At 62.4% G+C, this 25,876-nt stretch carries 25 protein-coding genes and 1 riboswitch; of the genes, 11 read left to right on the forward strand and 14 right to left on the reverse strand.

The window, feature by feature from the left end; genetic code table 11:
• The first annotated feature begins 33 nt into the window (after positions 1–33).
• The 3 genes from H6M51_RS08770 (at position 34) to H6M51_RS08780 (ending at position 1,927) form a co-directional block, all read left to right on the forward strand.
• On the forward strand, positions 34–324 hold the full coding sequence (locus tag H6M51_RS08770) for a DUF6516 family protein (protein ID WP_185809502.1): 291 nt from the start codon (positions 34–36) through the stop codon (positions 322–324).
• Positions 321–671, forward strand: coding sequence for a hypothetical protein (locus H6M51_RS08775; protein WP_185809503.1), 351 nt, complete (start codon positions 321–323; stop codon positions 669–671). The genes H6M51_RS08770 and H6M51_RS08775 overlap by 4 nt, the downstream gene beginning before the upstream one ends.
• Positions 672–907: 236 nt before the next feature.
• Positions 908–1,927, forward strand: coding sequence for a TerC family protein (locus H6M51_RS08780; protein WP_407073572.1), 1,020 nt, complete (start codon positions 908–910; stop codon positions 1,925–1,927).
• 102 nt (positions 1,928–2,029) lie between these two features.
• Here the strand turns inward: H6M51_RS08780 and H6M51_RS08785 are convergent, their stop codons facing one another.
• Positions 2,030–2,281: an exodeoxyribonuclease VII small subunit gene (locus H6M51_RS08785; RefSeq protein WP_185809505.1), complete on the reverse strand. Its 252-nt coding sequence runs from the start codon at positions 2,279–2,281 to the stop codon at positions 2,030–2,032.
• A gap of 2 nt (positions 2,282–2,283) precedes the next feature.
• On the reverse strand, positions 2,284–3,219 hold the full coding sequence (locus H6M51_RS08790) for a histone deacetylase family protein (protein ID WP_185809506.1): 936 nt from the start codon (positions 3,217–3,219) through the stop codon (positions 2,284–2,286).
• A gap of 181 nt (positions 3,220–3,400) precedes the next feature.
• On the opposite strand from H6M51_RS08790, the gene H6M51_RS08795 reads away from it, so the two are divergent.
• The 3 genes from H6M51_RS08795 (at position 3,401) to H6M51_RS08805 (ending at position 6,160) form a co-directional block, all read left to right on the forward strand.
• The gene (locus H6M51_RS08795) at positions 3,401–3,802 is read left to right on the forward strand and encodes a thioesterase family protein (protein ID WP_185809507.1); all 402 of its coding nucleotides are present in this window, start codon (positions 3,401–3,403) and stop codon (positions 3,800–3,802) included.
• Between the two features lie 319 nt (positions 3,803–4,121).
• Positions 4,122–4,913, forward strand: a complete 792-nt coding sequence (locus H6M51_RS08800) for a TlyA family RNA methyltransferase (protein WP_185809508.1) — start codon at positions 4,122–4,124, stop codon at positions 4,911–4,913.
• Entirely contained in the window at positions 4,910–6,160 is a 1,251-nt protein-coding gene (locus H6M51_RS08805) for a class I SAM-dependent RNA methyltransferase (protein ID WP_185809509.1), read from the forward strand. The genes H6M51_RS08800 and H6M51_RS08805 overlap by 4 nt, the downstream gene beginning before the upstream one ends.
• 5 nt (positions 6,161–6,165) lie before the next feature.
• Here the strand turns inward: H6M51_RS08805 and H6M51_RS08810 are convergent, their stop codons facing one another.
• Positions 6,166–6,474: a hypothetical protein gene (locus H6M51_RS08810; RefSeq protein ID WP_185809510.1), complete on the reverse strand. Its 309-nt coding sequence runs from the start codon at positions 6,472–6,474 to the stop codon at positions 6,166–6,168.
• A 205-nt stretch (positions 6,475–6,679) separates the two neighbouring features.
• On the reverse strand, positions 6,680–8,770 hold the full coding sequence (locus tag H6M51_RS08815; protein WP_185809511.1) for a methyl-accepting chemotaxis protein: 2,091 nt from the start codon (positions 8,768–8,770) through the stop codon (positions 6,680–6,682).
• A 259-nt stretch (positions 8,771–9,029) separates the two neighbouring features.
• On the opposite strand from H6M51_RS08815, the gene H6M51_RS08820 reads away from it, so the two are divergent.
• A complete protein-coding gene (locus H6M51_RS08820; RefSeq protein WP_185809512.1) occupies positions 9,030–9,947 on the forward strand; it encodes an aminoglycoside phosphotransferase family protein in 918 nt (305 codons plus the stop codon).
• Positions 9,948–9,959: 12 nt separating this feature from the next.
• Here H6M51_RS08820 and H6M51_RS08825 read toward each other — a convergent pair whose 3' ends face one another.
• Positions 9,960–10,718 carry a crotonase/enoyl-CoA hydratase family protein gene (locus H6M51_RS08825; RefSeq protein ID WP_185809513.1) on the reverse strand — a complete coding sequence of 253 codons (759 nt, stop codon included), beginning with the start codon at positions 10,716–10,718 and terminating at the stop codon, positions 9,960–9,962.
• A gap of 250 nt (positions 10,719–10,968) precedes the next feature.
• Entirely contained in the window at positions 10,969–12,747 is a 1,779-nt protein-coding gene (locus tag H6M51_RS08830) for an acyl-CoA dehydrogenase (protein ID WP_185809657.1), read from the reverse strand.
• A 406-nt stretch (positions 12,748–13,153) separates the two neighbouring features.
• On the opposite strand from H6M51_RS08830, the gene H6M51_RS08835 reads away from it, so the two are divergent.
• On the forward strand, positions 13,154–15,064 hold the full coding sequence (locus H6M51_RS08835) for a PhoX family phosphatase (RefSeq protein WP_185809514.1): 1,911 nt from the start codon (positions 13,154–13,156) through the stop codon (positions 15,062–15,064).
• 106 nt (positions 15,065–15,170) lie between these two features.
• Here the strand turns inward: H6M51_RS08835 and minE are convergent, their stop codons facing one another.
• The 7 genes from minE to H6M51_RS08870 all read right to left on the reverse strand — a co-directional run bounded on the left by minE (position 15,171) and on the right by H6M51_RS08870 (position 20,920).
• Positions 15,171–15,431 (reverse strand): cell division topological specificity factor MinE, encoded by a 261-nt coding sequence (gene minE, locus H6M51_RS08840; RefSeq protein WP_113379454.1) that lies wholly within the window; start codon positions 15,429–15,431, stop codon positions 15,171–15,173.
• Positions 15,428–16,243: a septum site-determining protein MinD gene (gene minD, locus H6M51_RS08845; RefSeq protein ID WP_185809515.1), complete on the reverse strand. Its 816-nt coding sequence runs from the start codon at positions 16,241–16,243 to the stop codon at positions 15,428–15,430. The genes minE and minD overlap by 4 nt, the downstream gene beginning before the upstream one ends.
• A gap of 29 nt (positions 16,244–16,272) precedes the next feature.
• Positions 16,273–17,043 (reverse strand): septum site-determining protein MinC, encoded by a 771-nt coding sequence (gene minC / locus H6M51_RS08850; RefSeq protein ID WP_185809516.1) that lies wholly within the window; start codon positions 17,041–17,043, stop codon positions 16,273–16,275.
• 191 nt (positions 17,044–17,234) lie between these two features.
• Complete coding sequence (locus tag H6M51_RS08855; protein ID WP_185809517.1) at positions 17,235–17,735, reverse strand: BA14K family protein; 501 nt, start codon at positions 17,733–17,735, stop codon at positions 17,235–17,237.
• 207 nt (positions 17,736–17,942) lie between these two features.
• Entirely contained in the window at positions 17,943–18,362 is a 420-nt protein-coding gene (locus tag H6M51_RS08860; RefSeq protein ID WP_185809518.1) for a BA14K family protein, read from the reverse strand.
• A gap of 225 nt (positions 18,363–18,587) precedes the next feature.
• Complete coding sequence (locus H6M51_RS08865; protein ID WP_185809519.1) at positions 18,588–19,673, reverse strand: hybrid-cluster NAD(P)-dependent oxidoreductase; 1,086 nt, start codon at positions 19,671–19,673, stop codon at positions 18,588–18,590.
• Between the two features lie 2 nt (positions 19,674–19,675).
• Positions 19,676–20,920 carry an aromatic ring-hydroxylating dioxygenase subunit alpha gene (locus tag H6M51_RS08870; protein ID WP_185809520.1) on the reverse strand — a complete coding sequence of 415 codons (1,245 nt, stop codon included), beginning with the start codon at positions 20,918–20,920 and terminating at the stop codon, positions 19,676–19,678.
• A gap of 100 nt (positions 20,921–21,020) precedes the next feature.
• Positions 21,021–21,224: riboswitch (cobalamin riboswitch) on the reverse strand.
• A 304-nt stretch (positions 21,225–21,528) separates the two neighbouring features.
• Here H6M51_RS08870 and H6M51_RS08875 point away from each other — a divergent pair.
• Positions 21,529–22,134, forward strand: a complete 606-nt coding sequence (locus H6M51_RS08875; protein ID WP_185809521.1) for a DUF6656 family protein — start codon at positions 21,529–21,531, stop codon at positions 22,132–22,134.
• Positions 22,135–22,147: 13 nt separating this feature from the next.
• Here H6M51_RS08875 and H6M51_RS08880 read toward each other — a convergent pair whose 3' ends face one another.
• Positions 22,148–23,227, reverse strand: coding sequence for a GGDEF domain-containing protein (locus tag H6M51_RS08880; protein WP_185809522.1), 1,080 nt, complete (start codon positions 23,225–23,227; stop codon positions 22,148–22,150).
• 219 nt (positions 23,228–23,446) lie between these two features.
• Here H6M51_RS08880 and H6M51_RS08885 point away from each other — a divergent pair, with 219 nt between their 5' ends.
• The gene (locus H6M51_RS08885; protein WP_185809523.1) at positions 23,447–24,439 is read left to right on the forward strand and encodes an L-threonylcarbamoyladenylate synthase; all 993 of its coding nucleotides are present in this window, start codon (positions 23,447–23,449) and stop codon (positions 24,437–24,439) included.
• Complete coding sequence (locus H6M51_RS08890; RefSeq protein ID WP_185809524.1) at positions 24,436–25,872, forward strand: FAD-binding oxidoreductase; 1,437 nt, start codon at positions 24,436–24,438, stop codon at positions 25,870–25,872. The genes H6M51_RS08885 and H6M51_RS08890 overlap by 4 nt, the downstream gene beginning before the upstream one ends.
• Positions 25,873–25,876 lie beyond the last annotated feature (4 nt).

Below are 25,876 nucleotides of genomic sequence, written 5' to 3' on the forward strand. Positions count from 1 at the left end.
TGACGCCTATGGCGGCCAATGTCATAGTTGGCCATGAAGGCGGATCTGATTGTCCGAGAACGGATGGTCTTCGGTGATGGTGCCATTCTGGAAGTTCGGATCTGGTCGGTGCCTGATCCGGTCCCGCCGTCACCTCACCTATACAAGTATGCGCTGTTCTATGGATATCCGGGCGAACGGCTGGTTTGCTACGACAATGAACGTGGCAAGGGTGACCACAGGCATCATGGTGAGATCGAGACACCCTATGCGTTCGTAGGCATTGAGCAGCTTCTCAGAGATTTCCGAGCCGATGTCGAACGGTTGCGAGGAGAAACGATATGACGAGAGAACTGAACGTTCATGTCGGCGGCGGATTTGACGCCCTCCAGGCACGGGTCGGAGACGCCTTGCGCCGTCACCAGGATGGCGAGCCTGTCCACGAGGATCACCTGACCTTTGTCGACTGGGACGCGTTTGCGCGCACCATGACGGCAAAGCGGCTGGAGTTGCTGCGCTATCTTCACCGTAACCCTCAGGAAAGCGTCGCGGCTCTTGCCCGCAACCTGAAGCGCGACTACCGGCGTGTTCACGAGGATGTCGAGCTTCTGACGGCAGCAGGGTTGATCGCACGAGAGGGGCTGGCGCTTTCCACCGGCTATGACGAAATTCGCACTGTGATTGCCCTCTGACGCAACGCCAGAGCGAATGACGAATTGTGTCATTCCTGTGTTTTTTTCTCGTCGACGGTCTTGAATTTTTCCTCCCAGGCCCCATCTGCGCTTCTGCGGACCGGGCCCCTCTGACGACGGATTTCCCTCGTGATGTCGGACCGCATCGAGCACGCTCGATGTCATGCCCGGACCGGACCTCTCTTCAGCGAGACCGTGCGTGCATTGCATCGAGCCGGGTCAATGCAACAGAGGTCATACAATTGGAACTCCTGCTCATCCTGTTTCTCGGCAAGCCACTGTGGATGTGGTTGCTGTTCATCTTCCTCGTCGTGGCGCTTCTCGCCTTCGACCTCGGCGTTCTGAACAAGGACGACCATGAAATCGGCATCGCCGAGAGCCTGAAGCTTTCGGCCATGTATATCACGCTGGGCCTCGCCTTCTCAGGTTTCATCTACTGGCAGATGGATACGACAGCGACCGCCCAGTACCTGACCGCCTTTGTGGTCGAAAAGACCCTGGCGATGGACAATATCTTCGTCATCGCACTGATCTTCGGCTTCTTCGCCATCCCGCGCGAATATCAGCATCGCGTGCTGTTCTGGGGTATTCTCGGGGTCATCGTGCTGCGCGGCATCATGATCGGCCTGGGTGCGACCATCGTCGATCAGTATCACTGGGTTCTCTACTTCTTCGCCGGCTTCCTGATCCTCACGGGCATCAAGATGCTGTTCGTCGCCGACAAGGAACACAAGATTGAGGAGAACGGCCTGATCCGCTTCCTCAAGCGGCGGATGAACGTGACGGAAGAGATCCATGGTCACGACTTCTTCGTCAAGAAGCCGGATCCGGTGACGGGCAAGATCAAGCGTTTTGCCACGCCGCTCCTGCTGGCGCTCGTCATGATCGAGATCGCCGACCTGGTGTTCGCCGTAGACTCCGTGCCGGCCGTGTTCACGATCACGACCGATCCGTACATCGTCTACACCTCGAACATCTTCGCGATCCTGGGTCTGCGCGCCCTCTATTTCGCACTGGATGCCATCCTGCACCGCTTCGCCTATCTCAAATATGCCCTGTCGGTGCTGCTGATGTTCATCGGCTCGAAGATCTTCATTGCCTGGGGCATGGGCTGGGAGAAGTTCCCGCCGGAGTGGTCGCTCGGCATCACCTTCCTGATCCTTGGCGTGGGCGTTGGCTATTCGCTGTGGAAGACGGGGAGCGGTGCGCAGCAGACAGAGGCCAAGGCTGTCGAAGCGCGGAACCCGGCCGAGTAAGGCTCAACCCTTTCCGATACGAAAACGACGAATGGCCCCGCGAGGGGCCATTCTGCATTTGATGGTCAGCGTTGAAGAGCGCGCGGGAATGCCCCCTGCCGCTTACGCACCATCCAAGGGCTCGACGCCGGTCGGCTTGCCAGCGCGATCGAGGCGGATCTTCTCGATGCGGTTTTCGGCAGCCGACAAGAGCTGCTCGCAATGCTTCTTCAGAAGTTCGCCGCGCTCGTAGATCGCGATGGACTCGTCGAGCGCCACGTCACCGCGTTCGAGGCGGGCGACGATGCTTTCGAGCTCGGCCACGGCCTTTTCGAAGGAATAGCCGGAGAGATCGGCGGTTACGGCGTCGGACATACTCAACCCTTCATCAGTCTCAGAATGTGCAGGCCTGCCGATTCGGCGAGGCCTTCGAGATCATAGCCGCCTTCGAGCAGGCTGACGACCCGGTTCTGGGCGAAACGGTCGGCGACTTCGAGCAGCCTTCCCGTCGCCCAGTCGAAATCCTCGCCGACCAGATTGATCTGGGCGAGCGGATCACGGTGATGGGCGTCGAAGCCGGCGGATATCAAGATGAAGTCGGGCGCAAAATCATGCAGCGCAGGCAGCACGCGGCTCTTGAAGGCCTCGCGGAAATGGTCCGAGCCGACATTCGGGGAGAGCGGCGCATTGACGATGTTGCGGTGCTTGCCCGTCTCGTCCTTGGCGCCCGTGCCGGGATAGAGCGGCATCTGGTGGGTCGAGCAGAAGAGCACGGAAGGATCGTCCCAGAAGATGTCCTGGGTGCCATTGCCGTGGTGCACGTCCCAGTCGACGATCGCTACACGCTCGACGCCGTAGGTCTTCTGCACATGACGGGCGGCGATCGCCACCGTGTTGAACAGGCAGAAGCCCATGGCCTTGGTTTTTTCGGCATGGTGCCCCGGTGGGCGCCCCGCGACGAAAGCATTGTCGGCCTTGCCGGTCATCACATCGTCGACGGCGGCGATGGCGCCACCGATGGCGGTCAGCGCCACCTGCAGGCTCTTCTGCGAAGCGTAGGTATCGGCCTCCAGCTGGTTGATGCGATCCTCTTCCTCCGGGATCTCGCGCATCACGGCAAAGAGATGCTCCTCGGGGTGCGCGAGGGTCACGGTATCCTCGTTGGCCTGCTTCGCCTCGACACGTTCGAGACGGGCAAAATTCGGATGCTCCAGGGCGATGTTGAGCGATCGTAATCTATCGGCACGCTCGGGATGGCCTTCGGGCGTGTTGTGCTCGAGGAAGATCGGGTTTTCGTAGAGACGGGTGGCCATGGGCATCCTTCCGGGGTTGGCGAGAAGATAATGCGGCGGCCTGTCATCTTCCACCTCCGATCCGGGTTTTACCCAGGCCATGGAGATGCGGACCCGGCGACTCTGTGGCTGCACGTGCTTGTGAAGCGGACTGCGATGCCGTTAGATGCCGCTAACGGACGGAAAACACCGGGGGACCTGCATGGACGAAATGGAACGGGTGGAGGTAAGCACGCTTGTCGTTGCCTATCGCGATATCGGTCCAACCGGCGAAATGCAGGCGGCCGCGTATATCATCCACGCCGAGGAGGCGCTGCGCCACTTCTGGCGCTATCGACCGCCGCTGGAAGGCGAGCCGCTCTACAGCCCGACGAAGTTCGAGGTCCGCCTGCACAAGCCGTTGAGGCTCGGGGATCCGGTTGGCATGATCGTTTCCGTCGACAAGATCGGCGGCAAATCGGTCGGCTTCGAGGTGCAGATGGAGACGGAAGGCCAGACGGTGGCCGAGATCGATATCACCTGGACAGCTCGGGATAGTGAAACCGGAGAGCCGGTCGCGCTGCCGGAAGATGTTCGCGACTGGCTCTATCGCTACGTGCCCTGAGCATCGCGCCGACCGCAATTCCAAGAGCCACCAAAGAAAATGAAGCCCCCCGGGCCCGAATCCGGGGGGCTTCTATTCCTACAGGCCGGAAGGAGGAGGAGGGCCTGCAGTCTTGTGTCGGAGCACGCTGCTTGGGAGGGAGGATCGCATCGCGCCGGCCATAGAACATTAGAATAGATTGCTTAACTTATCACTAATGAAACCGGGAATGGCCTCAAGCGTGAAATTTGCAACTCATCTCACCAGCACCCACGAGCCGTTCCTATCAGGATTGCGAAAAACACTTGCGCCGCGCCACGTCTCCGCTCATTGACGGTGCATGAAGAAGCTCCCTGAACCCCAGCGCCTCGACCAGCTCCTGGTCGCCCTCGGCCTATTCGCCAGCCGCTCCCGCTCCCGTGACGCCATCCAGCGCGGCACGGTGAAGGTGGACGGCAAGGTCGTGACGAAACCCAGCCTTGTCTTTGCGGCGACCCATGCCTTCGAGATCGACGATCCGGCGCAGGACTTTGTCTCCCGCGCGGCGCTGAAGCTTGTTGCGGCACTCGACCATTTCGGCCTTTCGCCGGAGGGCCGTCACTGTCTCGATGTCGGCGCCTCGACCGGTGGATTTACGGAAGTGCTGTTGAAGCGCGGTGCCGCGCATGTGACGGCCATCGATGTCGGGCATGATCAGCTGCATCCAAGGCTCGCCAGCGATCCGCGCGTGACCAATCTCGAAGGTCTGAACGCCCGTTATCTAGAGCCGGAGGATTATGACGAGGAGCCGTTCGACTTTCTCGTTTCCGACGTGTCCTTCATCTCGCTGAAGCTTGCGCTCGCCCCTGCCCTGGAACAGGCCGAGCCGGGCGCGCATTGCCTTTTGCTGGTCAAGCCGCAGTTCGAAGCGGGACGCGAGGCGATCAGCAAGGCGGGCCTGTTGAAGGAGCCGGAAACGGCGCCGCTGGTCGCAGCCGAGCTTGAACGCTGGCTGACAGAGGACATGGGCTGGACGAGCCTTGGTCTCATCCCCTCCCCGATCGCCGGTGGCGATGGCAATGAGGAATTCCTGCTCGCGGGCTTCAAGCCCGATGATGCCGACCGGGATGAAGACGGCGAGGACGCCGAATGAGCGCGGAGACCGTCACGATTTCGAGCCTCGGCGCCAAGGGTGATGGGGTAGCGCATGGGGCCGATGGCCCGGTGTTCGTGCCCTTCTCGCTGCCGGGCGAGACCGTCTCCATCGCGCGGGTGAAGAGCGAGGGCACGATCATGTCGATCGCCAGCCCCTCCCCCGACCGTGTCGAGCCACCCTGCCGGCATTTCGGGCCTGATGGCAAAGGCGGTGTGTGTGGTGGTTGCTCGCTGCAGCACATGGCCAAGCCCGCCTATAACGGCTTCAAGCGGCAGATCGTGATCGATGCACTCAAGTCGAAGGGCATCGAGGCGCCGGTAGGAGACGTCTTCGAAGCCCATCCGCATCAGCGCCGGCGGCTGGTGTTTACCGCGCGGCGGCGCGAGAGCGGTTTCGTCATCGGCTTCATGCAGGCAGAGACGCATCATGTCGTGCCGGTCGAGGAATGTCCCATCGCGTCGGACGGGCTGATCTCCCGGCTGGACGCGATCAAGATCATCGCGAAAGCGACCAATGCGGAACACTTCCGGATCACGGTGACGGAGACGACGACGGGGCTCGACATCTCCCTCGACGGCTTGCGCGGGGGCCTCGGCGACCGGGAGCGGCGCGCGGTGTCAGATGCCGTGATCAAGCTCAGGGGCATTGCCCGCGTCTCGGCGAATGGCGAGATCGTCATCGAGCCTCACAAGCCGCTGCTGGATTTCGGTGGCGCATGCGTTGTGCTGCCACCCGGCGGCTTTACCCAGGCAACGCATGAGGCCGAGGAACATATGGCGGCTCTCGCCATCGAGCATATCGGCAAGGCCAAGAAGGTTGCCGATCTCTTCGCGGGCGTCGGCACCTTTGCGCTCAGGCTGGCGCGCAAGGCCTCCGTGCATGCTGTGGAATCCGACGAGAAGGCGGTGAAGGCGCTCGATTTCGCCGCCCGCAACACGCAAGGGCTGAAACCGGTGAGTGCCGAGCGGCGCGACCTTTTCCGCCGGCCGCTGATGACCTCGGAATTCAAGGGCTTCGACGCCGTCGTCTTCGATCCGCCGCGCGCAGGTGCCGAGGCGCAATGCGCGGAACTGGCACGATCGCAGGTGAAGAAGGTGGTTGCCATCAGCTGCAATCCGCTGACGCTCGCCCGCGACCTCTCGATCCTGATCACCGGCGGCTACCGCGTCGACCAGGTGACGCCGATCGACCAGTTCCTCTGGTCGCCGCATGTCGAGGCCGTGGCTACGCTGACCAAGGGCTGATCCGCTCAGTAGGTGTAGAGCGTTCCTGAACCGGTCACGTTGGCGCAGCGGCAGCGGCCGCCGACGCGGCCGGGTTTGGCCGGGCAGGACACCTGCCCGCCGCCGCCCACGCTGCCGGACTGGTCGACGACGCAGATGTAGCGCTGCGGGCGCACGCGCGGGCTCTGCTGATTGGTGGAATAGGTTTCGCTGGTGATCACGTCATTGGAATCATTGACGAGGATGATCGAGCCGCCGGTGGCGGGCAGCATGTCCGCCACAGAGACGGTCACGCTGAGAAGCAGGCTGAGGGCGACACAAAACAAACGCAACATAAGGACCTCGACGCAAATTCTCGATTGGGGCTTACCGCGAGGGTAGCGGCAGCACTTATGGCTACCAAACGTCCGAAGCGGATCCCGGTTGCAAAGACTAGCGGCAAAGACTGAACACAGACTGAACCGACCAGGTGTTGCGTGAGATGAACGGGAAACGGCGCCGCTGGGGCGCCGTCTCGATTGCTGTTGCCTATGGGCCGGATCAGGCGGCGCGACGGGTCTGCGGCAAGGCGCCGGCGGCGCGTTCGTCGATGCGGAACTGATTGAGCAGAGCGGTCAGCGCTGCCGCTTCCTGGGCAAGGCCATGGCTTGCCGCCGTCTGTTCCTCGACCATGGCGGCGTTCTGCTGGGTGCCCTGGTCCATGGTGTTGACGGCGGTGTTGATCTCCTGCAGGCCGGTCGACTGTTCACGCGAGGCCGTCACGATGGCGTTGACGTGGCCGTTGATCTCCTGGACCTCGCGGACGATGACGTCCAGCGCCTTGCCGGTCTCGTTGACGAGATCGACGCCGACCTTGACCTGATCGCCAGAGGCGCTGATCAGAGCCTTGATCTCCTTGGCGGCGTTGGCGGAGCGTTGTGCGAGTTCGCGGACTTCCTGGGCGACGACCGCAAAACCCTTGCCGGCTTCACCGGCGCGTGCGGCCTCGACACCGGCATTCAGCGCGAGCAGGTTCGTCTGGAAGGCGATCTCGTCGATGACGCCGATGATGTTCGAGATCTCGCCGGAAGATTTTTCGATGCCCTGCATGGCACCGACTGCCTTTTCGACGATTTCACCGGACTTTTCGGCACCGGCGCGGGCACGGGTCACCAGCTGGCCGACTTCCTCGGCGCGGCGGGCGCTGTCCTTGACGGTGGTGGTGATCTCTTCAAGTGCTGCGGCCGTCTGCTCGACCGAGGCTGCCTGCTGCTCCGTGCGGCGGGCGAGATTGTCGGCCGACGAGCGGATTTCGGCCGCACCGCCGTCGATGGCGCGCGCGTTGCGGCCCACAGCGGCAAGCGCATCATGCAGCTTTTCCACGGAGGCGTTGAAGTCGACGCGCAGACGATCGAGGTCGCCGGAAAAGGGTGTCTCGATGCGCGAGACGAGGTCGCCATTGGCGAGGCGGCCGAGGCCGTCTGCGAGCGAGTGGACCGCAAAGGATACCTGTTCGGCTTCGCGCGCCTTGGCGGCCTCGCGCTCGCGCCGCTCCTGTTCGGTCATGGTGCGGGTTTCATCCGCTTCGCGGGCCAGGCGGCCACGCTCGATGATGTTGTCGCGGAAGACGGCGACGGCTGCGGCCATCTGGCCGATTTCGTCCTTGCGGGCGGTGCCAGGGATTTCTGCCGAGACATCACCGCCGGCAAGCTTGCCCATAACGCCGGTCATGTCGACGACCGGACGGACGACGAGGCGCGACAGGAGGGCTGCGAGGATGGCGATCATGGCGACGACGCCGACGAGGGTGGCAACGGCAGCGGCCGTGCGGAATTCGCCGATGCTGGCGTAAGCCAGATCGCGGTCGATCTGGACGCCGAGATACCAGTCGTCGCGCGGCAGGCCCTTGATCGGCAGGAAGGAGACGAGGACGTTTGCGTCTGCAAAGGTGGTTTCGGTGATGCCGGAGCCAATGGCTGGCGTCTGGTTCGGGAAGGCATCCTTCAGCGTTTTGGTGACGAGGTTGCCGTCGCGGTGAACGAGGATCGTGCCGTCCTGCTTGACGAGGAAGGCAGAGCCCTTGCCGCCCATATCGACAGAGTTGACCATGGCAACGAGCGAGGTCAGCGAAAAGTCAGAAGCGGCGACGCCGTAGAGCTTTCCGTCCTTCTTGACCGGAATGGCGGCGCTGATGATGAGATTGCCTGTGGAGGCGTCGGCATAGGGGTCGGTCAGGACCATTTTGTCGGCCTTGACGGCATCCTGATACCACGGGCGCTTGCGCGGATCATAACCTTCCGGCAGCGGCTGGACCGGCACGCTGGTGAACACGCCCTGTTCATCGCCGACATAGGTGGACATGAATTCGCGGATCAGGACCGGATTGTCGAAGGCTGCCGTGATCCCTGCGGCATCGGGCGCCTTCGCGGCCGCATTACCGGCGAGTTCCGTCAGCATGACGCGCGCGCCGAGCCAGTTGGCAATACTCTGGGATGCCTGGAGACCGGAGCTATCGATCTCGCTCTTGACGGCCGCGCTCGTCGCCTTGCGCTGGAGACTGTCGATATAGAAAGAGAAACCGGACAGGGCGGCAACCACCACGAGGGAGGCGACCACCAGGATCTTGGTCATCAGATTGGAGCTGGTCTTCACGATACGGTCCTGCAAAAACTCTCCGCGCAATTGCGACGCGGTGATGTCATGGGGCATTGTGTGATCACGGCACCATCATGGTGAGGAAGCGGTAAATTTGCCGCTCTCTCTTGGATAACCCGCAGGATTTAATGGGTACTTAAGCGACCGCCGAAAAATAAGTAGGCCTCACATACCGTGACAGCGTTATCAATTGCGGATCGGTGCGTTCTTCGTTGGTTAGGGTGTGAAGTTCCCGCAGTTCGATGCAGAGGGCAGAATGAAGCGAAGCGACAAGCTTAAGGCCGGCAAGTTCGACGTTGACACGGCGCTGGTTCGCCTGCTGCTGCAAGACCAATATCCGGAGTTCGCAGAGCTTCCCATCAAGCCACTCGAGGACGACGGCTGGGACAACTGGACGTTCCGCCTCGGCGCTCATCATAAGGTCCGCCTGCCCTCGGATGCCGCCTATGCCGCGCAGGCGGAGAAGGAGTTTGCGTGGTTATCAAAGCTTGCGCCACAGCTTCCGCTGGTCATCCCGAAGCCCGTGGCCCTCGGAATGCCGAATGTGCGCTTCCCCTGGCGCTGGTCGATCTATGAATGGATTGAAGGGGCGCCGCTTGGACGGCAGGCGGAGCTCGACCGCAACCGGCTTGCAGGGGATCTGGCCGATTTTCTGAAGGCGCTATGGCGAACAGACCGTACAGGCGGTCCGCCGCCCGGGCCGCATAACTTCTACAGGGGTGCAGATGTCATTGATGTCTACGGTCCGGAAGCCCGCACTGCGCTTTCAAAACTGGCCGGACGTATCGACCTGGCAGGTGCCGCGGAGCTGCTCGACCGCGCGGCTGCATCAACCTTCGAAGGAGAGCCGGTCTGGGTTCACGGGGATATCGCTGTCGGCAACCTGTTGATGCGGGACGGGCGGCTCACAGCCGTGATCGATTTCGGCTCTTCGGCAGTCGGCGATCCCGCCTGCGACCTCGTCATCACCTGGCTGTACTTCGACGGCGAAAGCCGGGCAAAGTTTCGTGATGCCGTTGCCGTCGATGAGGCCTGCTGGGCTAGAGCGCGAGCCTGGGCCCTGTGGAAGGCAGCAATCGTGGTGGCGGCGAATTCACCTGTTCATCCGGATGAGACGCCGCCCCTTGAGGTGATCGAGACCGTCGTAAGTGAACACCTCCGACAGTTTTCCTGACAGGCAAACGCCTTACCGCCCCTTCATGAAAGCTTCAAAGGCGGCGCGGGCTTCGGCGCTTTTCAGCTGGGCGACGAAGTGGACGAGCTCTTCCTGCATTCGGGCGCGAACCTCCTCGGCGCTACCCTTGACCAGCGCGCGGGCGATCTTCATCGCCGCCGGGGGCTTGGACGCCAGTGACGAGGCGATCTTCAGGGTTTCTGCCTCGACCTGATCGGGCGACACGACCTTCCAGATCAGGCCGGCCTCGCGGGCCTGTTCGGCGGAAAAGCCTTCGCTGGCTGCCAACATGGCAAAGGCGCGCTGATGGCCCATGATGCGCGGGGCGATCAGGCTGGAGGCGGCTTCGGGGACGAGCGCCAAATCCACAAAGGGGGTCTTGAACAGGCTGCGTTCCGAGGCGACCGTCAGGTCGCAATGCATGTGCAGCGTCGTGCCGATGCCGATTGCGAGACCGTCAACACCGGAGACCAGCGGCTTTGTGACTTCGGTCAGCGCCCGGAGCAGGCCAAAGGCGGCCGGTTCGCCGACGGCACCGGCCATGGCGAAACCGAGAAAATCGGCCATGTCATTGCCGGCGGAGAAGCAGCCTTCGGTGCCGAGGAAGACGATGGCACGGATGCTGTCGTCATTCTCGCCTTCGAGAAGGCCAGCGGTCAGCTTCTGGTACATCGCCTGGGTAATGGCGTTCTTCTTTTCCGGCCGGTTGAAGCGCAGGACGAGCACACCGGGATGGGCTTCCGGGCGGGTGATCTCAATGTGGTCGGTCATTTTTATTGTCCCTCTTCAATTTGTGTCCGTCGCTGCGAAAGGCCCCTCACCCCGCCTCCGCTTCGCTCGGCGCTCCCTCTCCCCGTAAACGGGGCGAGGGGGACCGGTGGCGCTGCGGCGTTCGCTCTTCTCCCCGCTTGCGGGGAGAAGGTGCCGGCAGGCGGATGAGGGGCGATCGGGGCCCGCTGAGGGGTAGTCACCCCCACCCACCGCGTTGCGGCGACCTCCCCCCTCAAGGGGGAGGTGATGATTACGCGAACAATGCCCTGGCTGCGTTGAGGCTTGCCTCGCCGTTGATGACGCGGTCCTTCAAGGCAGCGGTCTCGGCGATCAGGTTCTCGGCGGCGAAGCGGCAGAGGGCCAGGCGGTTGTCGCGGCCGTGATCTTCATCGGCGAGCGCGCCCTTGGCGAGGTAGACGCCGGTCAGCGCCAGGCCGAAGAGGCGCTGATAGGGTGTGGCACCTGCGAGCGCTGCCGACGCATTGCCAGCGGCGAGCTGGGAGAGCAGCCATTCAGTCGCATCTTCCAGATCAGACAGGCTCGCGTCGAGACGGGCGGCGGTTTCGCCAAAACCTTCGAGATTGGAAGCGCGCACGGCGTTCACCACCTGCTTCAGCTCGGTGAGGTAGCCGCGGACATGATTGCCGTTCGACAGCGGCAGCTTGCGGGTGACGAGGTCGGCGGCCTGGATGCCGTTGGTGCCCTCGTAGATCGGGGCGATGCGGCTGTCGCGCCAGAAGCGGGCGGCACCGGTTTCCTCGATGAAGCCCATGCCGCCATGGGTCTGAATGCCGAGCGAGGCGACATCGACGCCGGCATCGGTGGCGAAGGACTTGGCAATCGGGGTCAGGAGGGCTGCGCGCTCGGCCCAATGGCGGGCCTCGTCGCCGTCAGCATGATGGCTCATGTCGGTGGCGTGGGCGCAGACATAGCAGATGGCGCGGGAGCCTTGGGTCAGCGCCTTCATGGTCACCAGCATGCGGGCGACGTCCGGATGCTCGATGATCGGCGACATGCCGGAGCCGGTCCAGCCTGGGGCTTTGCCCTGCGTGCGGTCCCTGGCGTATTGCACGGCCTTCTGGGTGGCGGCTTCACAGATGGCGACACCCTGCATGCCGACGGCCAGGCGGGCATTGTTCATCATGGTGAACATGCAGGCGAGGCCCTTGTTTTCCTCGCCGATCAGCCAGCCGATCGCGCCCGGCTCATCGCCAAACTTGCCGTCGCCATAGATCATGGTGCAGGTCGGCGAGCCATGGATGCCGAGCTTGTGCTCCAGCGAATGGCAGTGGAGGTCGTTGCGGGCACCGAGCAAGCCGTCGTCGTTGACGAGATACTTCGGCACGAGGAAGAGCGAGATGCCGCGCGTGCCGGCCGGCGCATCCGGAAGACGCGCGAGAACCAGATGGATGATGTTCTCGGTGATCTCGTGCTCGCCCCAGGTGATGAAGATCTTCTGGCCGAAGATGCGGTAGGTGCCGTCATCGCGGCGCTCGGCGCGCGACTTCATGACGCCCAGATCGGAACCGGCATGCGGCTCGGTGAGGTTCATCGTACCGGTCCATTCGCCGGAGACCATCTTCGGCAGATACTTCGCCTTCAACTCCTCGGAGCCGTGGGCGGTGACCGCGTCGACGGCGCCCATGGTCAGCGTCGGGCCAAGGGCAAAGCCCATGGAGCCGGAATTCCACATTTCGAGAGCGGCGACATTCAGCATATGGGGAAGCCCCTGCCCGCCGAAGTCTTCAGACGCCGTCAGAGAGTTCCAGCCACCTTCGGCCCAGGCTCGGTAGAGAGTGTCCCAGCCATCGGGAACCACGACCTTGCCGTCGACCATGCGAGCGCCCTGTCTGTCGCCGATCTCGGCGAGCGGTGCGACTTCGTCCGAAGCAAAACGACCCGCTTCCAGGAGGATGGCATCAACGAGGTCGTCGCTCAGGTCGCCCAGCTTGCCGTCTTCGATGGCCTTGCTCAGCCCCGCGACGTGTTTGAGGGTGAACGCGATCTCTTCAACGGGCGCCTTGTACATGACGTGCTCCTCCATCTGGCGTATGCTCTTGGCCACGCCCAGTCTCCCACCCAGGAGGCGCGGCTTATTCTTCTCTTTGGCTAATTGATTTTTACGTAAACGTCAAATCTTTTGCATGCGTCATGCCGTCCCGTCCACCGGCCTAAATCAGCGAAGAGACCCGGAGGGAAACGGCGATCCGAACAAAGATGTGTGAGCGCCGGCGATCCCATCCCATGGTCATCCGAGGCGGCCCCGGTCAAAGGCAAGGCGGGACAAGGGCTTAAAACGCCGCGCGGCCGAATGACGATTGGGAGGTTCTAATGCAGCCTTTTCACATCTGCCGGGCTGCCCGGATTTCGTCATATGACTGTTACCCGGGCTGACTAGTCGGGGGATGAACTTCAACCCAAAGGAGGCTCCCGCCATGACCGAGACCAATACCAATCACCTGTCCTGGGACGAATGGGATGAGCTGCACAATCCGCCGCCGGCCGTGACCGATTTCGACCGTGTCGTTGAACGCGCGGTGTCGCGCCGTGGTTTCCTCGGCGGCATCCTCGCCATGGGTTCGGCTGCTGCCGCCATGGGTACGCTCGGCAATCTGATGAGCTCCACCTCGGCCCAGGCCCAGGAAGCGGGCTCGCGCTTTGCCTTCAAGCCGATCCCGATCGCGACCGACAACACGGTGCATGTTCCGGAAGGCTATAGCTGGAAGCCGCTCGCCAAATGGGGCCAGCCGCTGTTCTCCACGGCCTCCGACATCGACCCGATGAAGGGCGTATCGCTCGAAAACTCCGACAAGGTCTTCGGTGAAAACACCGACGGCATGGAGCTCTTCGTGATCGGCGACGCCCAGGTCATCGCGGTCAACCACGAATACGTCAACAACGAAACCAACCTGCCGCATGCGCCGGAAGGCATGCCGCAGTCGCTCGATGATGTGAAGATCCTGCAGAACATGCAGGGCGTGACCGTCATGGAAGTGGCGGAAGGCGCCGATGGCTGGCAGATCGTTGTCGACAGCCCGTTCAACCGTCGTATCCACCACAACACACCGATGAAGCTCTCCGGCCCGGCCGCCGGCTCCGAACTGGTCAAGACGGCTGCAGATCCCGCCGGTGTCGACTGTCTCGGGACCTTCAACAATTGCGGCGCGGGCAAGACGCCGTGGGGCACCTATCTCACCTGCGAAGAGAACTTCAACGGCTACTTCGGCACCACCACTGCCGACTTCAAGATGCCTGACGACTACAAGCGCTACGGCATCGTGGCCGAGACCCGCTACGGCTACGAGAAGTTCGACGAGCGCTTCGATGTATCGAAGAACCCGAACGAGCCGCGTCGCGCCGGCTATGTCGTCGAGATCGATCCGTCGGATGCTTCTTCCACCCCGATCAAGCGCACCGCGCTTGGCCGCATCAAGCATGAAAACGCTGCGGTCGTCATCGCACGCGATGGTCGCGTGGTCGTCTATATGGGCGACGACGAGCGTGGCGAGTTCCTCTACAAGTATGTCTCCAACGGCATCTATGTGCCGGGCGGCGACACCTCCAAGCTGCTCGACGAAGGCACGCTCTATGTTGCCAAGTTCTCAGACGACGGCAATGGCGAGTGGCTGGCGCTCACCGAAGAGACGACCGGCATGAAGATCGACGAGATCTGCGTCTTCACCCGTCAGGCCGCCTCCAAGGTCGGCGCCACCACCATGGACCGTCCGGAGTGGGTTGCCACCAATCCGGTTGCCATCGAAGCCTATTGCGCGCTCACCAACAACTCGAACCGCGCCGTCATGAAGGACGGCAAGATGCGGACGAATGCCGGTGGCGACGTCATGGATGTCAATGCCGTCAACCCGCGTGCCGGCAACGAATACGGCCAGATCGTGCGCTGGTATCCGGCAAACGACGACCATGCCGACGGCAAGTTCACCTGGGACCTGTTCGTCATGGCCGGCAACCCGACCGTGCACAAGGATGCCTATGCCGGCTCGTCGAACATCAACGAAGGCAACATGTTCAACTCGCCCGACGGCATGATGTTCGATTCGACCGGCCTGCTCTGGATCCAGACCGATGGTGAAGATTCGAACGAAGGCGACTTCGTCGGCCAGGGCAACAACCAGATGCTGGCGGGCGATCCCGTCACCGGGCGCATCGAGCGCTTCCTGACGGCACCGAAGGGTTCGGAAGTGACCGGCCAGACCTGGTCGGCCGACAAGCGCACGCATTTCGTCGGCATCCAGCATCCCTCCGCCCCCTTCCCGGACGGCGAAGGCAAGCTGCCGCGTTCGACCATCGTTGCGATCAAGAAAGACGATAATTCTATGATCGGCTGATCGACGGGAGGCTGGGCGGCATATACCGCCCTGCCCTCTCCACCAACAGAAAAGGCCGCCGACCGGGATACCGGCGGCGGCCTTTGTCATTTCGGATGATGTCGGGTCAGGCGGCGAGGCGCTGGGCGTTGCGCGGGATCTCGACATCGATCTCCAGGATCGACACGTCCTCATCGCGGTCCATCTTGATCTGCACCTTGTCGCGGTCGAATTCGACATGCTTGGCGATCACGGCGAGGATTTCCTCGCGCAACACGGCCACCAGATCGCTTTCGAGCGAGGCCCGCTCATGGGCGAGCAGGACCTGCAGTCGCTCGCGCGCCATCGGGGCGGAACGCTGCTTGCGGAACAGGGAGAAAATGCTCATGCGGCCCTCCGCGCGAAGATCTTGTCGAGGAAGCCGCGCTTCTCGCCCGGAATGGTGATCGGAACATTCTCGCCAGCCAGGCGGCGGGCGGCGTCGAAATAGGCCATGGCGGGGGCGCTGCGGGCGTCAGCGAGCGTGACCGGTGCGCCGATGTTGGAGGCGCGCAGCACGTCCATGCTCTCCGGGATGATGCCGACCAGCGGGATCGAGAGGATCTCGAGCACGTCATCGACCTTCAGCATGTCGCCACGCTGGGCGCGGTTGGCGTCGTAGCGGGTCAAGAGAAGGTACTTTTCCATGCGCTCGCCGCGCTCGGCCTTCAGCGTCTTGGAATCGAGGAGACCGATGATGCGGTCCGAGTCGCGCACCGAGGACACTTCCGGATTTGTGACGACGACGGCCATGTCGGCATGGCGCATGGCAAGGGTCGCACCACGCTCGATGCCTGCGGGGCTGTCGCAGATGATCCAGTCGAAATACTTCTTCAGCTCGGTGATGACCTGCTCGACGCCTTCGGCGGTCAGGTTGTCCTTGTCGCGGGTCTGCGAGGCGGGCAGCAGGAAGAGCGTTTCCAGCCGCTTGTCGCGGATGAGCGCCTGCGGCAGCTTGGCGTCGCCCTGGATGACATTGACGAGATCGTAGACGACGCGGCGCTCGGCGCCCATCACCAGATCGAGATTGCGAAGGCCCACGTCGAAATCGACGACGACGACCTTTTCGTTGCGCTGCGCGAGCGCGGCGCCCAGAGCGGCTGTCGACGTGGTCTTGCCGACCCCGCCCTTGCCTGATGTCACAACAATCACCTTGCCCATGTTGTTCTCCTGTCTATCCCCGCTCAAGTTCACGTCATTCTTTCTGTCATGATCGCATCCCCCTCCAGCCACAGCTGGACGGGATGCCCCTTCAATTCTGGATCCATGTCGTCGGTCATCGCGTAGACGCCGTCGATGGCAACCAGCTCGGATTCGAACTTACGACAGAAGATCCTTGCGTCGGCATTGCCAACGCATCCGGCGAGCGCTCTGCCGCGCAGCGCGCCGTAGATATGGACGGAGCCGCCGGCGATCACTTCGGCGCCCGACTGGACCGAACCGATGACCGTCACATCACCCTGGGTGTAGATGACCGACTGGCCCGAGCGGACGGTTTCGCGCACGATCAGCGAGGGTGCGGCGACCGGGCTCTGCTGCACGACCACCTGCGGTGCCGCCTGTTCGGCAGGCTCAGCTTCGGCCTTTGCGCGGGGCTTTGACGCCGAGGCATCCGGCGCCTCTTCGCGGGGAACCTCGTAGTCGGCGGCCGGCTTGCCGCCCTTCAGCATCGGCGGCATGCCGGGCTCGACGAGGGAAGGACGACCACCCTCGATGCCCATGATCGACACGTTGCGGGACGCCAGTTCGGCAATCAAAGCCTTGAGCTGCGGGCGATCGATCTCGATCTCGGAGACGTCGAGGACCACGGGGCGACCGAGGAAGAAACCGGCCGAACGGGCTGCGAGATCGTCAAGCCGGACGAGCCAGTCGTCGAACGGCGGATCCGGCGTCAGGACGACGGCCAGGAAGGATCTTCCCTTGATGCGGATGGAGCGGGGTTCGGTTAGCACTTTGGTCATCTACGTAAACAAATCGTTGATGAGAGAAGTACCGCCGATTTGGTTAACAAATGGTTAACGCGGGGGATTTGCCGTTAGGAAACAGGCGGATCGCGACCATGAAAAAGCCGCCCGCGGCGGGGAACCGGGGCGGCTTGATGTTAACCCTTTTCGGCTCCACGCGGAAGCCGGATCACAGGGTGCGCTGCCGATCAATAATACGGCGACAGGCACTGTTGGCGGGGGCCGTTATACGGTTGGAAGGTGTTGGAGTACCTGTCATAGGACCGGTAGCGCGCGTGGCACCAGTCATAGTGGCGCGGGTTGAGGCCGGCTGCACGCGGCACCACCGGGGCCGGACGCGGCTGGGCAATCGCACCGCCGATGATAGCGCCTGCCGCAAAGGCTGCGAGCGGATACCAGTAACCATCGTGGTAACGATAGCCTGCGCGACGTTCGCGATAGCCACGATGACCGTTCCAGTAACGGGCGCGTTCATACCGGTCGTAGCGATCATAGCGATCGTAACGGTCGTAGCGACGCTCACGATAGATGCGGATCTGCCCGTCGACATACTGAACCTTGGTGGCATCGGTCGTGGTGGTGGCGGGCGCGACCGGGCGGATGACCTGTGCCTGGGCGGGGACCATGCCGGTGACCGCGAGGATCGATGCGAGAGCGGCGACAGCGGCGGTCTTCAATGCACTCTTCATGATGTTTCTCCCTGCATGTTTCTTTAGGTCATCAGGAGCGGGTGATTGCCCGGTCCTCGACCTTGCAAGAAAGGTTAACGGGGCCAGCCTGAACTCAAAATTAACGTCACGTTCATGGCTCGCGCTCCGCGCGTAACGGTTCCGTGACCGCTCCGGCGCGCAAGTGTCCGTCAACGCGGAAACACCGATCTTGTTCCGGAACCCGCCTCAGTAGTAAGGCGAATAGCACTGCTGACGCGGCCCGTGATAAGGCTGAAATGTATTGCTGCGCCAGTGGTAGGAGCGGTAGCGTTCTGCACACCAACTGTAGTGTCTCGGATGAATGCCGCCTACGTCATGCACGACATGTCGACGCGGGATAGGGCGGTCGACGATCACGCCGGCCCGCATCGAGCGTGGCGAGAACCAAAGACCATTGTGATACACGTAACCGGGACGATGCAGACGATAGCCGTGAGCCCGATGGCCATGATGGCGTGAATACACGGTCACTCGTTCGTAGTGCCTGTAGCTGGTGTGGCGTTCATAGATGCGGACTTCGATGCTGCCGGCATTCGCCGTGGTTCCGGTCATCATGATACCGGATATGGCAAGGCATGCAGCGGCGAGAGCAGAAACAAGCTTCATGCGTGATCCCCCTTCGGCAGAGCCAACCCTCGGCCGCACAGCCCTCATGGCTGATGCTCTGGCCTTGCCGCAGTACGGCCGGATAGCTCCATTCGGGGATGCTAATCGGGCCTGCATGCGCCGACAAGTGGCATGGATATCTCGGGAGGTGCGGCAAACGAAACGAGGGCGATTCCGACGCGGGATCGCCCTCTCTTCACGTGTAATTGATGGCCTTGCCGCGACTTATGCCTCGATTTCGATGTCGCCCTTCGGACGCGAACAGCAGGCGAGGATGTAGCCCTCCTCGATCTCGTCCTCGAGAATGCCGCCATTGTGGTCCATCTCGACGTCGCCGGAGAGCTTCATGACCTTGCAGGTGCCGCAGAGGCCGGACTCGCAGGCAGCGCCGATGCGCACACCGGCTGCACGGGCCGCCTGAAGAACCGTGTGACCCGGGGCGCAGAGACCGTCCTTGCCGGACATCGCGAAGGTGACCTTGGTCGCCTGCTCGCCATCGGCGTGATCGGCGACCACGACGAGCGGCTCGGGCTTGACCGGCTGGAAGGCTTCCTCGTGATACTGCTTCATGTCGAAGCCAGCACCTTCGAGCGCTTCGCGCACGGTCGCCATGAACGGCGCCGGGCCGCAGCAGAAGACGGTGCGCTCGAGGAAGTCGGGAGCCAGAAGCGCGATCTTTGCCTTGTCGATGCGCCCCTTCAGGCCCGACCAGAGCTGACCGCGCGAGACCTGCTCGACGATGAAGCCGAGTGTCAGATGCGGCATCTCGCGGGCCTTGGCCTCAAGTTCCCAGCGGAAGATGATGTCGTCGGGCGAGCGCGCGCAGTTCAGGAAGGTGATGTCGCTGTCTGGGGCCCGGTCGCTCATGTCGCGGGTCATCGACATCATCGGCGTGATGCCTGAGCCGGCGGAAATGAAGAGGTACTTCTTGCCCGGATACTTGGCATAGGAGAAATCGCCGAGCGGGCCAAAAGCCTTCAGCGCCATGCCAGGCTTCAGGTTGTCGAACATCCAGCGGGTGCCGATACTGTCCTTCTGCGCCTTGACCGTCACGGCGACCGTGTAGGGCCGCGAGGGGCTCGATGAGAGCGTATAGGTGCGCATGACCGGCTCAGGCCCGACGGGGATCTCGAGCGTGACGAACTGCCCGGGCATGTAGCGGAACCACAGGTTCGGCTTGTTGGGCCTGAAGGTGAAGGTCATCACGTCGGCGGCTTCCGGCGTGACGGCGACGCATTCCAAGAGATGCTCCCGGTCGGACCAGGGGCGCATCTCGTCGACATGGCGATACTGGGTGACAGCAATATTCATGATCAAGCCACCGCAGACAGGCGAGCCTTGTCGCCCTGCAGGCGGCTCACCATGAAGTTGGAATACCATTCGACGAACTGCATGACGCCACCTTCGTGATCGACGGAATAGGGACCGGGCTCATAGGCCGGCGAGCGGATGCCGAAGGCGTTTTCCTCGACGATTGAGCGGTCCTGATCGTTGGTCATGTTCCAGACATGGGTCAACTCTTCGAGGTCGTAGTCGACGCCCTCAACGGCATCCTTGTTGACCAACCAGGTGGTGGTGACTGCGGTCTCTTCGGCGGAAAGCGGCAGGACGCGGAAGGAGATCGCGTGGTCGCCGAGGATGTGGTTCCAGGTCGTCGGGTAGTGGAAGAGCAGCATGGTGCCGATATGGCTGATCGGAACGTCGGCGGAGAGCGGCTTCCTGACGGCGCGCTTGCCGGACATGGTGTAGCTCTCGGCATCCTGGATCAGCGGCATGCGGGCGGTGCGGAACTGGCCGGACGGGTCCATCTTGAACTCGGACGGCAGGCCGGCGGCTTCACAGCGGGCCCAATGCTCCGCAATGAACGGGTCATCCTTGGCGCCCTGGACGCCGGTTGCCGTCGGGGCTTCCGGATAGGTGCGGCAAAGCTCCGGATGGTTGCCGGCGCAGTGGTAGCATTCGCGGTTGTTTTCCCAGACGAGCTTCCAGTTGCCCTTCTCGATGATCGTGTTCTTGTGGGCGACCTTGGCTTCCCACAGGCGATGCGGCGCAAGGTAGGGCTCGATCGAAGCGCGCATCGGGGCAAAGTCGGGCGCTTCGTTGGCGAGGCAGACGAAGATATAGCCGCCAACGCTCTCGCAATGCACGGTCTTCAGGCCGAACTCGGCCCTGTCGAAATTCTCGCCCATCTGGCGGGCGAAGACCAGCGAGCCGTCGAGATCGTAGGTCCACTGGTGATAAGGGCAGACGAGCTTGGCGGAGGCACCCTTGTCCTGGGTGCAGACACGGTGGCCGCGATGGCGACAGGTGTTGTGGAAGGCACGGATCACCTGATCCTTGCCGCGCACGATGACGACCGGATAGTCGCCGATCTGGGCGGTGAAATAGTTGCCGGCGCGCGGGATCTCGCAGTCATGGCCGATGAACAGCCAGTCGCGATACCAGATCTGCTCCATGTCGAGCTTGAAGTAGTCCTGGTCGATATAGAAGGGCTGCTCCAGGGAGAAACCTTCGCGGCGGTTCTTCAGCTGCCGCAAGACCGTATTGTGCAAGTCCATCTCGTCCTCGTTCTTCCAAATCCAGGCGAGAGAAGAGCGCAGCCGAAGGACACCCCGGGAGCGGGTGCACATGGCTTTGTCCGGTCGCCCGCCGCAACCTCAAATGTCCGTATGCCAAGGCTGGTTTCCGGGCTCAGGAGTGGTCCATTCGCGGACCGCGCCGGCGCCTTCCCAGGGTCGCCCCCAGTGGCTTTTTGCCGAAACGCATTCTCCACCACCGTTGCGGGGGCAGCGCCGGATTTTGACCGGCTTCCCGATTTCCCGCCCTCCCTAGAGGAGCGGCACCTCGAGCTTGGGTTTCATCTAATCACAGGGCGGCGTTTGGCGCTGCACTGCGGAACGACACGGGCGAAATCGTTTGCGACATCGCACAAGCGACACCTTGAAACGAGCCATTTACGAATTTCCCATTGTTTTCCGATGGCTGCGGCAAAGCTCAAGATGTCGCACGCAAAAACATGGCGCAAACGAGCGACCGAAATCAATTGTCTGGATTTGCGCCGCCGCAAGCCTCGCGAAATGTCACGGGTGCAGAATATCATCAAATCATGATTAACCATGCTGCGCTAAGCTCAAGCAATCAGTCCGGGTACCGTCAGAGCGTCAAGATGCAGAAACTGAGATACTACGCGGCTCCCAAAGCGGAAGCGAAGGCGCCGCCCCCATCAAAGGCCGCCCATTCCGAGTTCCTCAGAACCGGTCGGATCTCGCGCAACCGCGAGGACTGGCTGCCCGATGAGCGGCGTTATCTCACTTATGAGGAAGTGGCTGCCCGCACGGGTCGCAGGCTCGAAAGGGCCGCGGAGACCACGCATGAGCGGATCAACGGGTTTCATCAGTCGATCAGGTTTCCAAAGCTGATCTTTCACCGCACTCTGAACAACAGCCCGCATCTCGGCTATTGCCACGTCACGGCGGCGCGGACCAATTTCGCGCAATATGCCGATGTGAAATGGGCCTTCTACATCGCCAACTTCTTTGCCGAGTTGGGTGGAGAACAAGTGTTCTTCGAGCAGATCAAGCAGAACTACGGTCGGATGTATTTTGCCGTGGCGATCAAGCCGGAGGCTGAGGCAAAATCGATGACCATCGACCGGTCGATCCGCGACAATGGCCTGCTGTTCAGGACCGTCGATCCGAAGGAGGCGCTGCGCAACGTGCTGATGCTCGGCGCACGGGACGCCGAGCTTCGCAAGATCATCGCCAAGCTTTGAGAGGACGCGGCGCTCAGGCGCCGAAGCCACCGACCGGCTTCTTCTTGTAGAGGAGCCAATCCTTCGAGACGTAATCGTTGGCGCCATAGATCGTGACGGTGTCGCCACCGGCTGCCTTCGAGGTGGCGAGCGCCTTCTCGGCGAAATTGGTGAAGTCGAAGGCGTTCGGGGCCTGCTCGGAGAAGCAGATGCCGAAGGACATCCCCAACTGCCCAACCCGTGCGCCAGTCGAAGAACCGACGAAATTGGTGGCCTTGAGCTTTGCGCGAACGAGTTCGACCACGCGGCTCACCTCTTCCTGGTCGGAGGTGTAGAGAAGCAGGCCGAAGCGACCGGCATCGAAGCGGCAGGCGAGATCGCCGCCACCCGAGACGGCCTCGAGCACCTTGGCGACCTGCATCAGGAAACGCTCGGCAACCGCCGGGCCCATCTGTTCCTGGATGCGGGCGTAGTCGTCAATCTCGCCGATCGCGACACCGCAAAGCACCGGCATTTCCGGGTTGGCATAGATCTTGGCCACGGCCTTGTTGAAGGCACGGCGGGATGCAAGGCGGGTGACCGGGTCGACGAATTTCGCAGCTTCGGCTTCCTCGGCCTCCCGCTGGAGATCGGCCAGGGCTGCGGTCTTGTCGACAACCGCGCGCACGACATTGCTGTTCTGGTGAGCGCGCTTCTCAGTCGCTGCCTTCAGCATCTTGATCGACTGACCGAGCGGTGTGCCCTCAAGATCGGCTTCCGTCAGGATTGTCTTGGAGGCATGGCCAATGACGCGGCCGTAATCGGTGAGGGAAATCTTCTCCTCGTTGAGGAGCGAGATGAAGTTGCTCATCTCGGCACGGACCTGTCCGTTCTGGCGGCTCAGCAGACCGTCTTCGTGGTGATGGGGCAGATATTTGCGGCCAAGTTCGTCGAGCGCTTCCTGGGTCTTTGCCTTGCCAAGTGCAATGAATTCCCGCACCAGTTCGGGATTGCTGCCGGAATAGGCCTCGTAGACCAGCTCGTAATTGCGCGGCAGGCCGTCAATGCCCATCTGATGCATGGCGGTCGCGACGCGAAGCGCAATGCTGGCGGCCGGATTCTTCACTTGCTGCATCTGTCCATTTCCCCGAATGAGGCTTTCCGTCTCTTGTTCCCGACGATAGCCGAACAGTTCTTTCTTTCAGTTACGTCGGTAGATAAAATTCGAACGATTTCGCCTCCCCCTGTAAAAATTAGGGTGGAAACTGCCCCTGGCTGCGCTGAAAAAAGAGGTTTGCCGCCTTCCTCCGCACGCGATAAGGACGATCGACGGCAGACTGGAAGGCTCTCGAAAATGGCGCGGATCATCCCGATCGCTCACGACACGGACAAAACGGAGGCCATTGCGGCGGCAACCGAGGTGCTGCTGCGCCACCTTCCGGTGGCGATCCCGACCGAGACCGTCTACGGGCTCGCAGCCGACGCGACCCATCCGGCTGCTATTACCTCGATTTACGAGACCAAGGGCCGTCCGCGTTTCAACCCGCTGATCTGCCATATGGCGGATCTCGCCATGGCCGAAGGCTATGCCGTGTTCGACCCGATCTCACGGCAACTGGCCGAGGCCTTCTGGCCGGGGCCTCTCACTCTCGTTCTGCCGCTCAAGGAAAATTCCGGCATTCATCCGCTTGCGACCGCGGGACTTGATACCGTCGGAATACGCGTTCCCGTCGGCTTCACAGCGGAGCTTATCCGCAGTCTCGGCAGACCGCTTGCGGCTCCAAGCGCCAATTCCTCAGGGCGGATCAGCCCGACGACGGCAGAGCATGTGGAGGCCGATCTCGGCCAGAGGATCGAGGTGATCGTCGATGGCGGCCCCTGCCCTGTCGGCGTGGAATCGACGATCGTGAAGGTGGAAGACGGCGAGATCCGGTTGTTGCGACCCGGCGGCGTCGCCGTCGAGGCGATCGAATCCGTCACTGGCAAGCCGGTCATTCGTCCCAAGGTGTCGGGTACAGCAGCGATCGAAGCGCCGGGCATGCTCGCTTCGCATTATGCGCCGAATGCTGCCGTGCGGCTGAATGCGACAGAGGTGTCCACTCGGGAAGCCTTGATCGCCTTTGGTCCCGACGACATATCGGGCGCGGCGGCCGCGCATGCCGTTTTCAATCTGAGCCCCAAGTCGGACCTCACTGAAGCGGCCAGCAATCTGTTCGACTACCTGAAGCGCGCGGATGCAAGCGGGGCTGCGGGCATTGCCGTGGCGCGGATCCCGGACGAGGGCCTGGGTGAGGCGATCAATGACCGGCTGATGCGGGCAGCAGCACCCCGTGGCACGAAGGAATGACAGTGATGAATGTGACCATGAGCCTTGCGGACCGTCTGCGCGCCTTCGTCGATATCGTCGGCGAGGCCAATGCGCTGACCTCGACCGCTGATATCAAACCCTATCTGACGGAGAACCGCGGCCTCTATCACGGCGCCTCGCCGCTGGTGTTGAAGCCGGGTTCGACGGCGGAGGTCTCTGCCATCCTGAAGCTCGCCTCGGAGACCGGTACGGCAATCGTGCCGGTCAGCGGTCGCACCGGGCTTGTCGGCGGCCAGGTGCCGCGTGAGGAAAGCCAGGACGTGCTGCTCTCGCTCGAACGCATGAACAAAATCCGGGAGGTCGATCCCGTCGCCGACGTGATCGTTGCCGATGGCGGGGCCATCCTCGCCGATGTGCAGAAGGCGGCGGAGGCACATGACCGGCTCTTTCCGCTGTCGCTCGGCTCGGAAGGCTCCTGCCGGATCGGCGGCAATCTCGCCACCAATGCCGGCGGCACGGCCGTGCTCGCCTATGGCAATATGCGTCAGCTCTGCCTTGGGCTCGAAGTGGTGCTGCCGACCGGAGAGATCTGGGACGGGCTGCGGCGTCTCAAGAAGGACAATAGCGGCTATGATCTGCGCGACCTTTTCATCGGCGCGGAGGGAACGCTTGGCGTGATTACCGGGGCGGTTTTGAAGATGGTTCCGCGTCCGCGCGGAAAGCAGGTCGCCTATGTCGGGCTCTCCTCGCCGGCAGCCGCGCTTCAGCTGTTCGAAAAGGCCTCGCAACGCTGCGGCTCGGCGCTCACAGGCTTCGAGCTGATGCCGCGGATCGGCATCGAATTCACGACCAAGCATATCCCGGGCGTGCGTGATCCGCTGGCGTCGGTGCATCCCTGGTATGCGCTGGTCGATATCTCGACCTCGGATTCGGCCGAGACGGCTGATACGATGATGCAGGAGCTGCTGGCGGAGGCCTTCGAGGCCGGGCTCGTTTCGGATGCGGCAATCGCTGCCTCGCTCGCCCAGCAGGATGCCTTCTGGCATCTGCGCGAGAGCATGTCCGAAGCGCAGAAGCCTGAGGGCGGATCGATCAAGCATGACGTCTCGGTGCCGGTCTCGCGCATCCCGGCCTTCCTTTCGGAGGCAGACGCTGCCGTGCATGCGCTGATGCCGGATGCACGGATCTGCGCCTTCGGCCATCTCGGCGACGGCAATATCCACTACAACATCAGCCAGCCTGTGGGTGCCGATAAGGCGGCGTTCATCGCCCGCTGGCGCGAGGTCAATGCCGTCGTGCATGCGGTCGTACACCGGCACACGGGTTCGATATCGGCCGAGCATGGCGTCGGCCAGCTGAAGCGCGACGAACTGGCCGCGAGCCGTCCGGCGATCGAGACCGAGCTGATGCGGCGGATCAAGCAGGCCTTCGACCCCGCCGGGATCATGAACCCCGGCAAGGTGATCGGCTGATCCG

This window comes from Rhizobium sp. AQ_MP (assembly GCF_014237835.1).
GTDB lineage: Bacteria > Pseudomonadota > Alphaproteobacteria > Rhizobiales > Rhizobiaceae > Allorhizobium.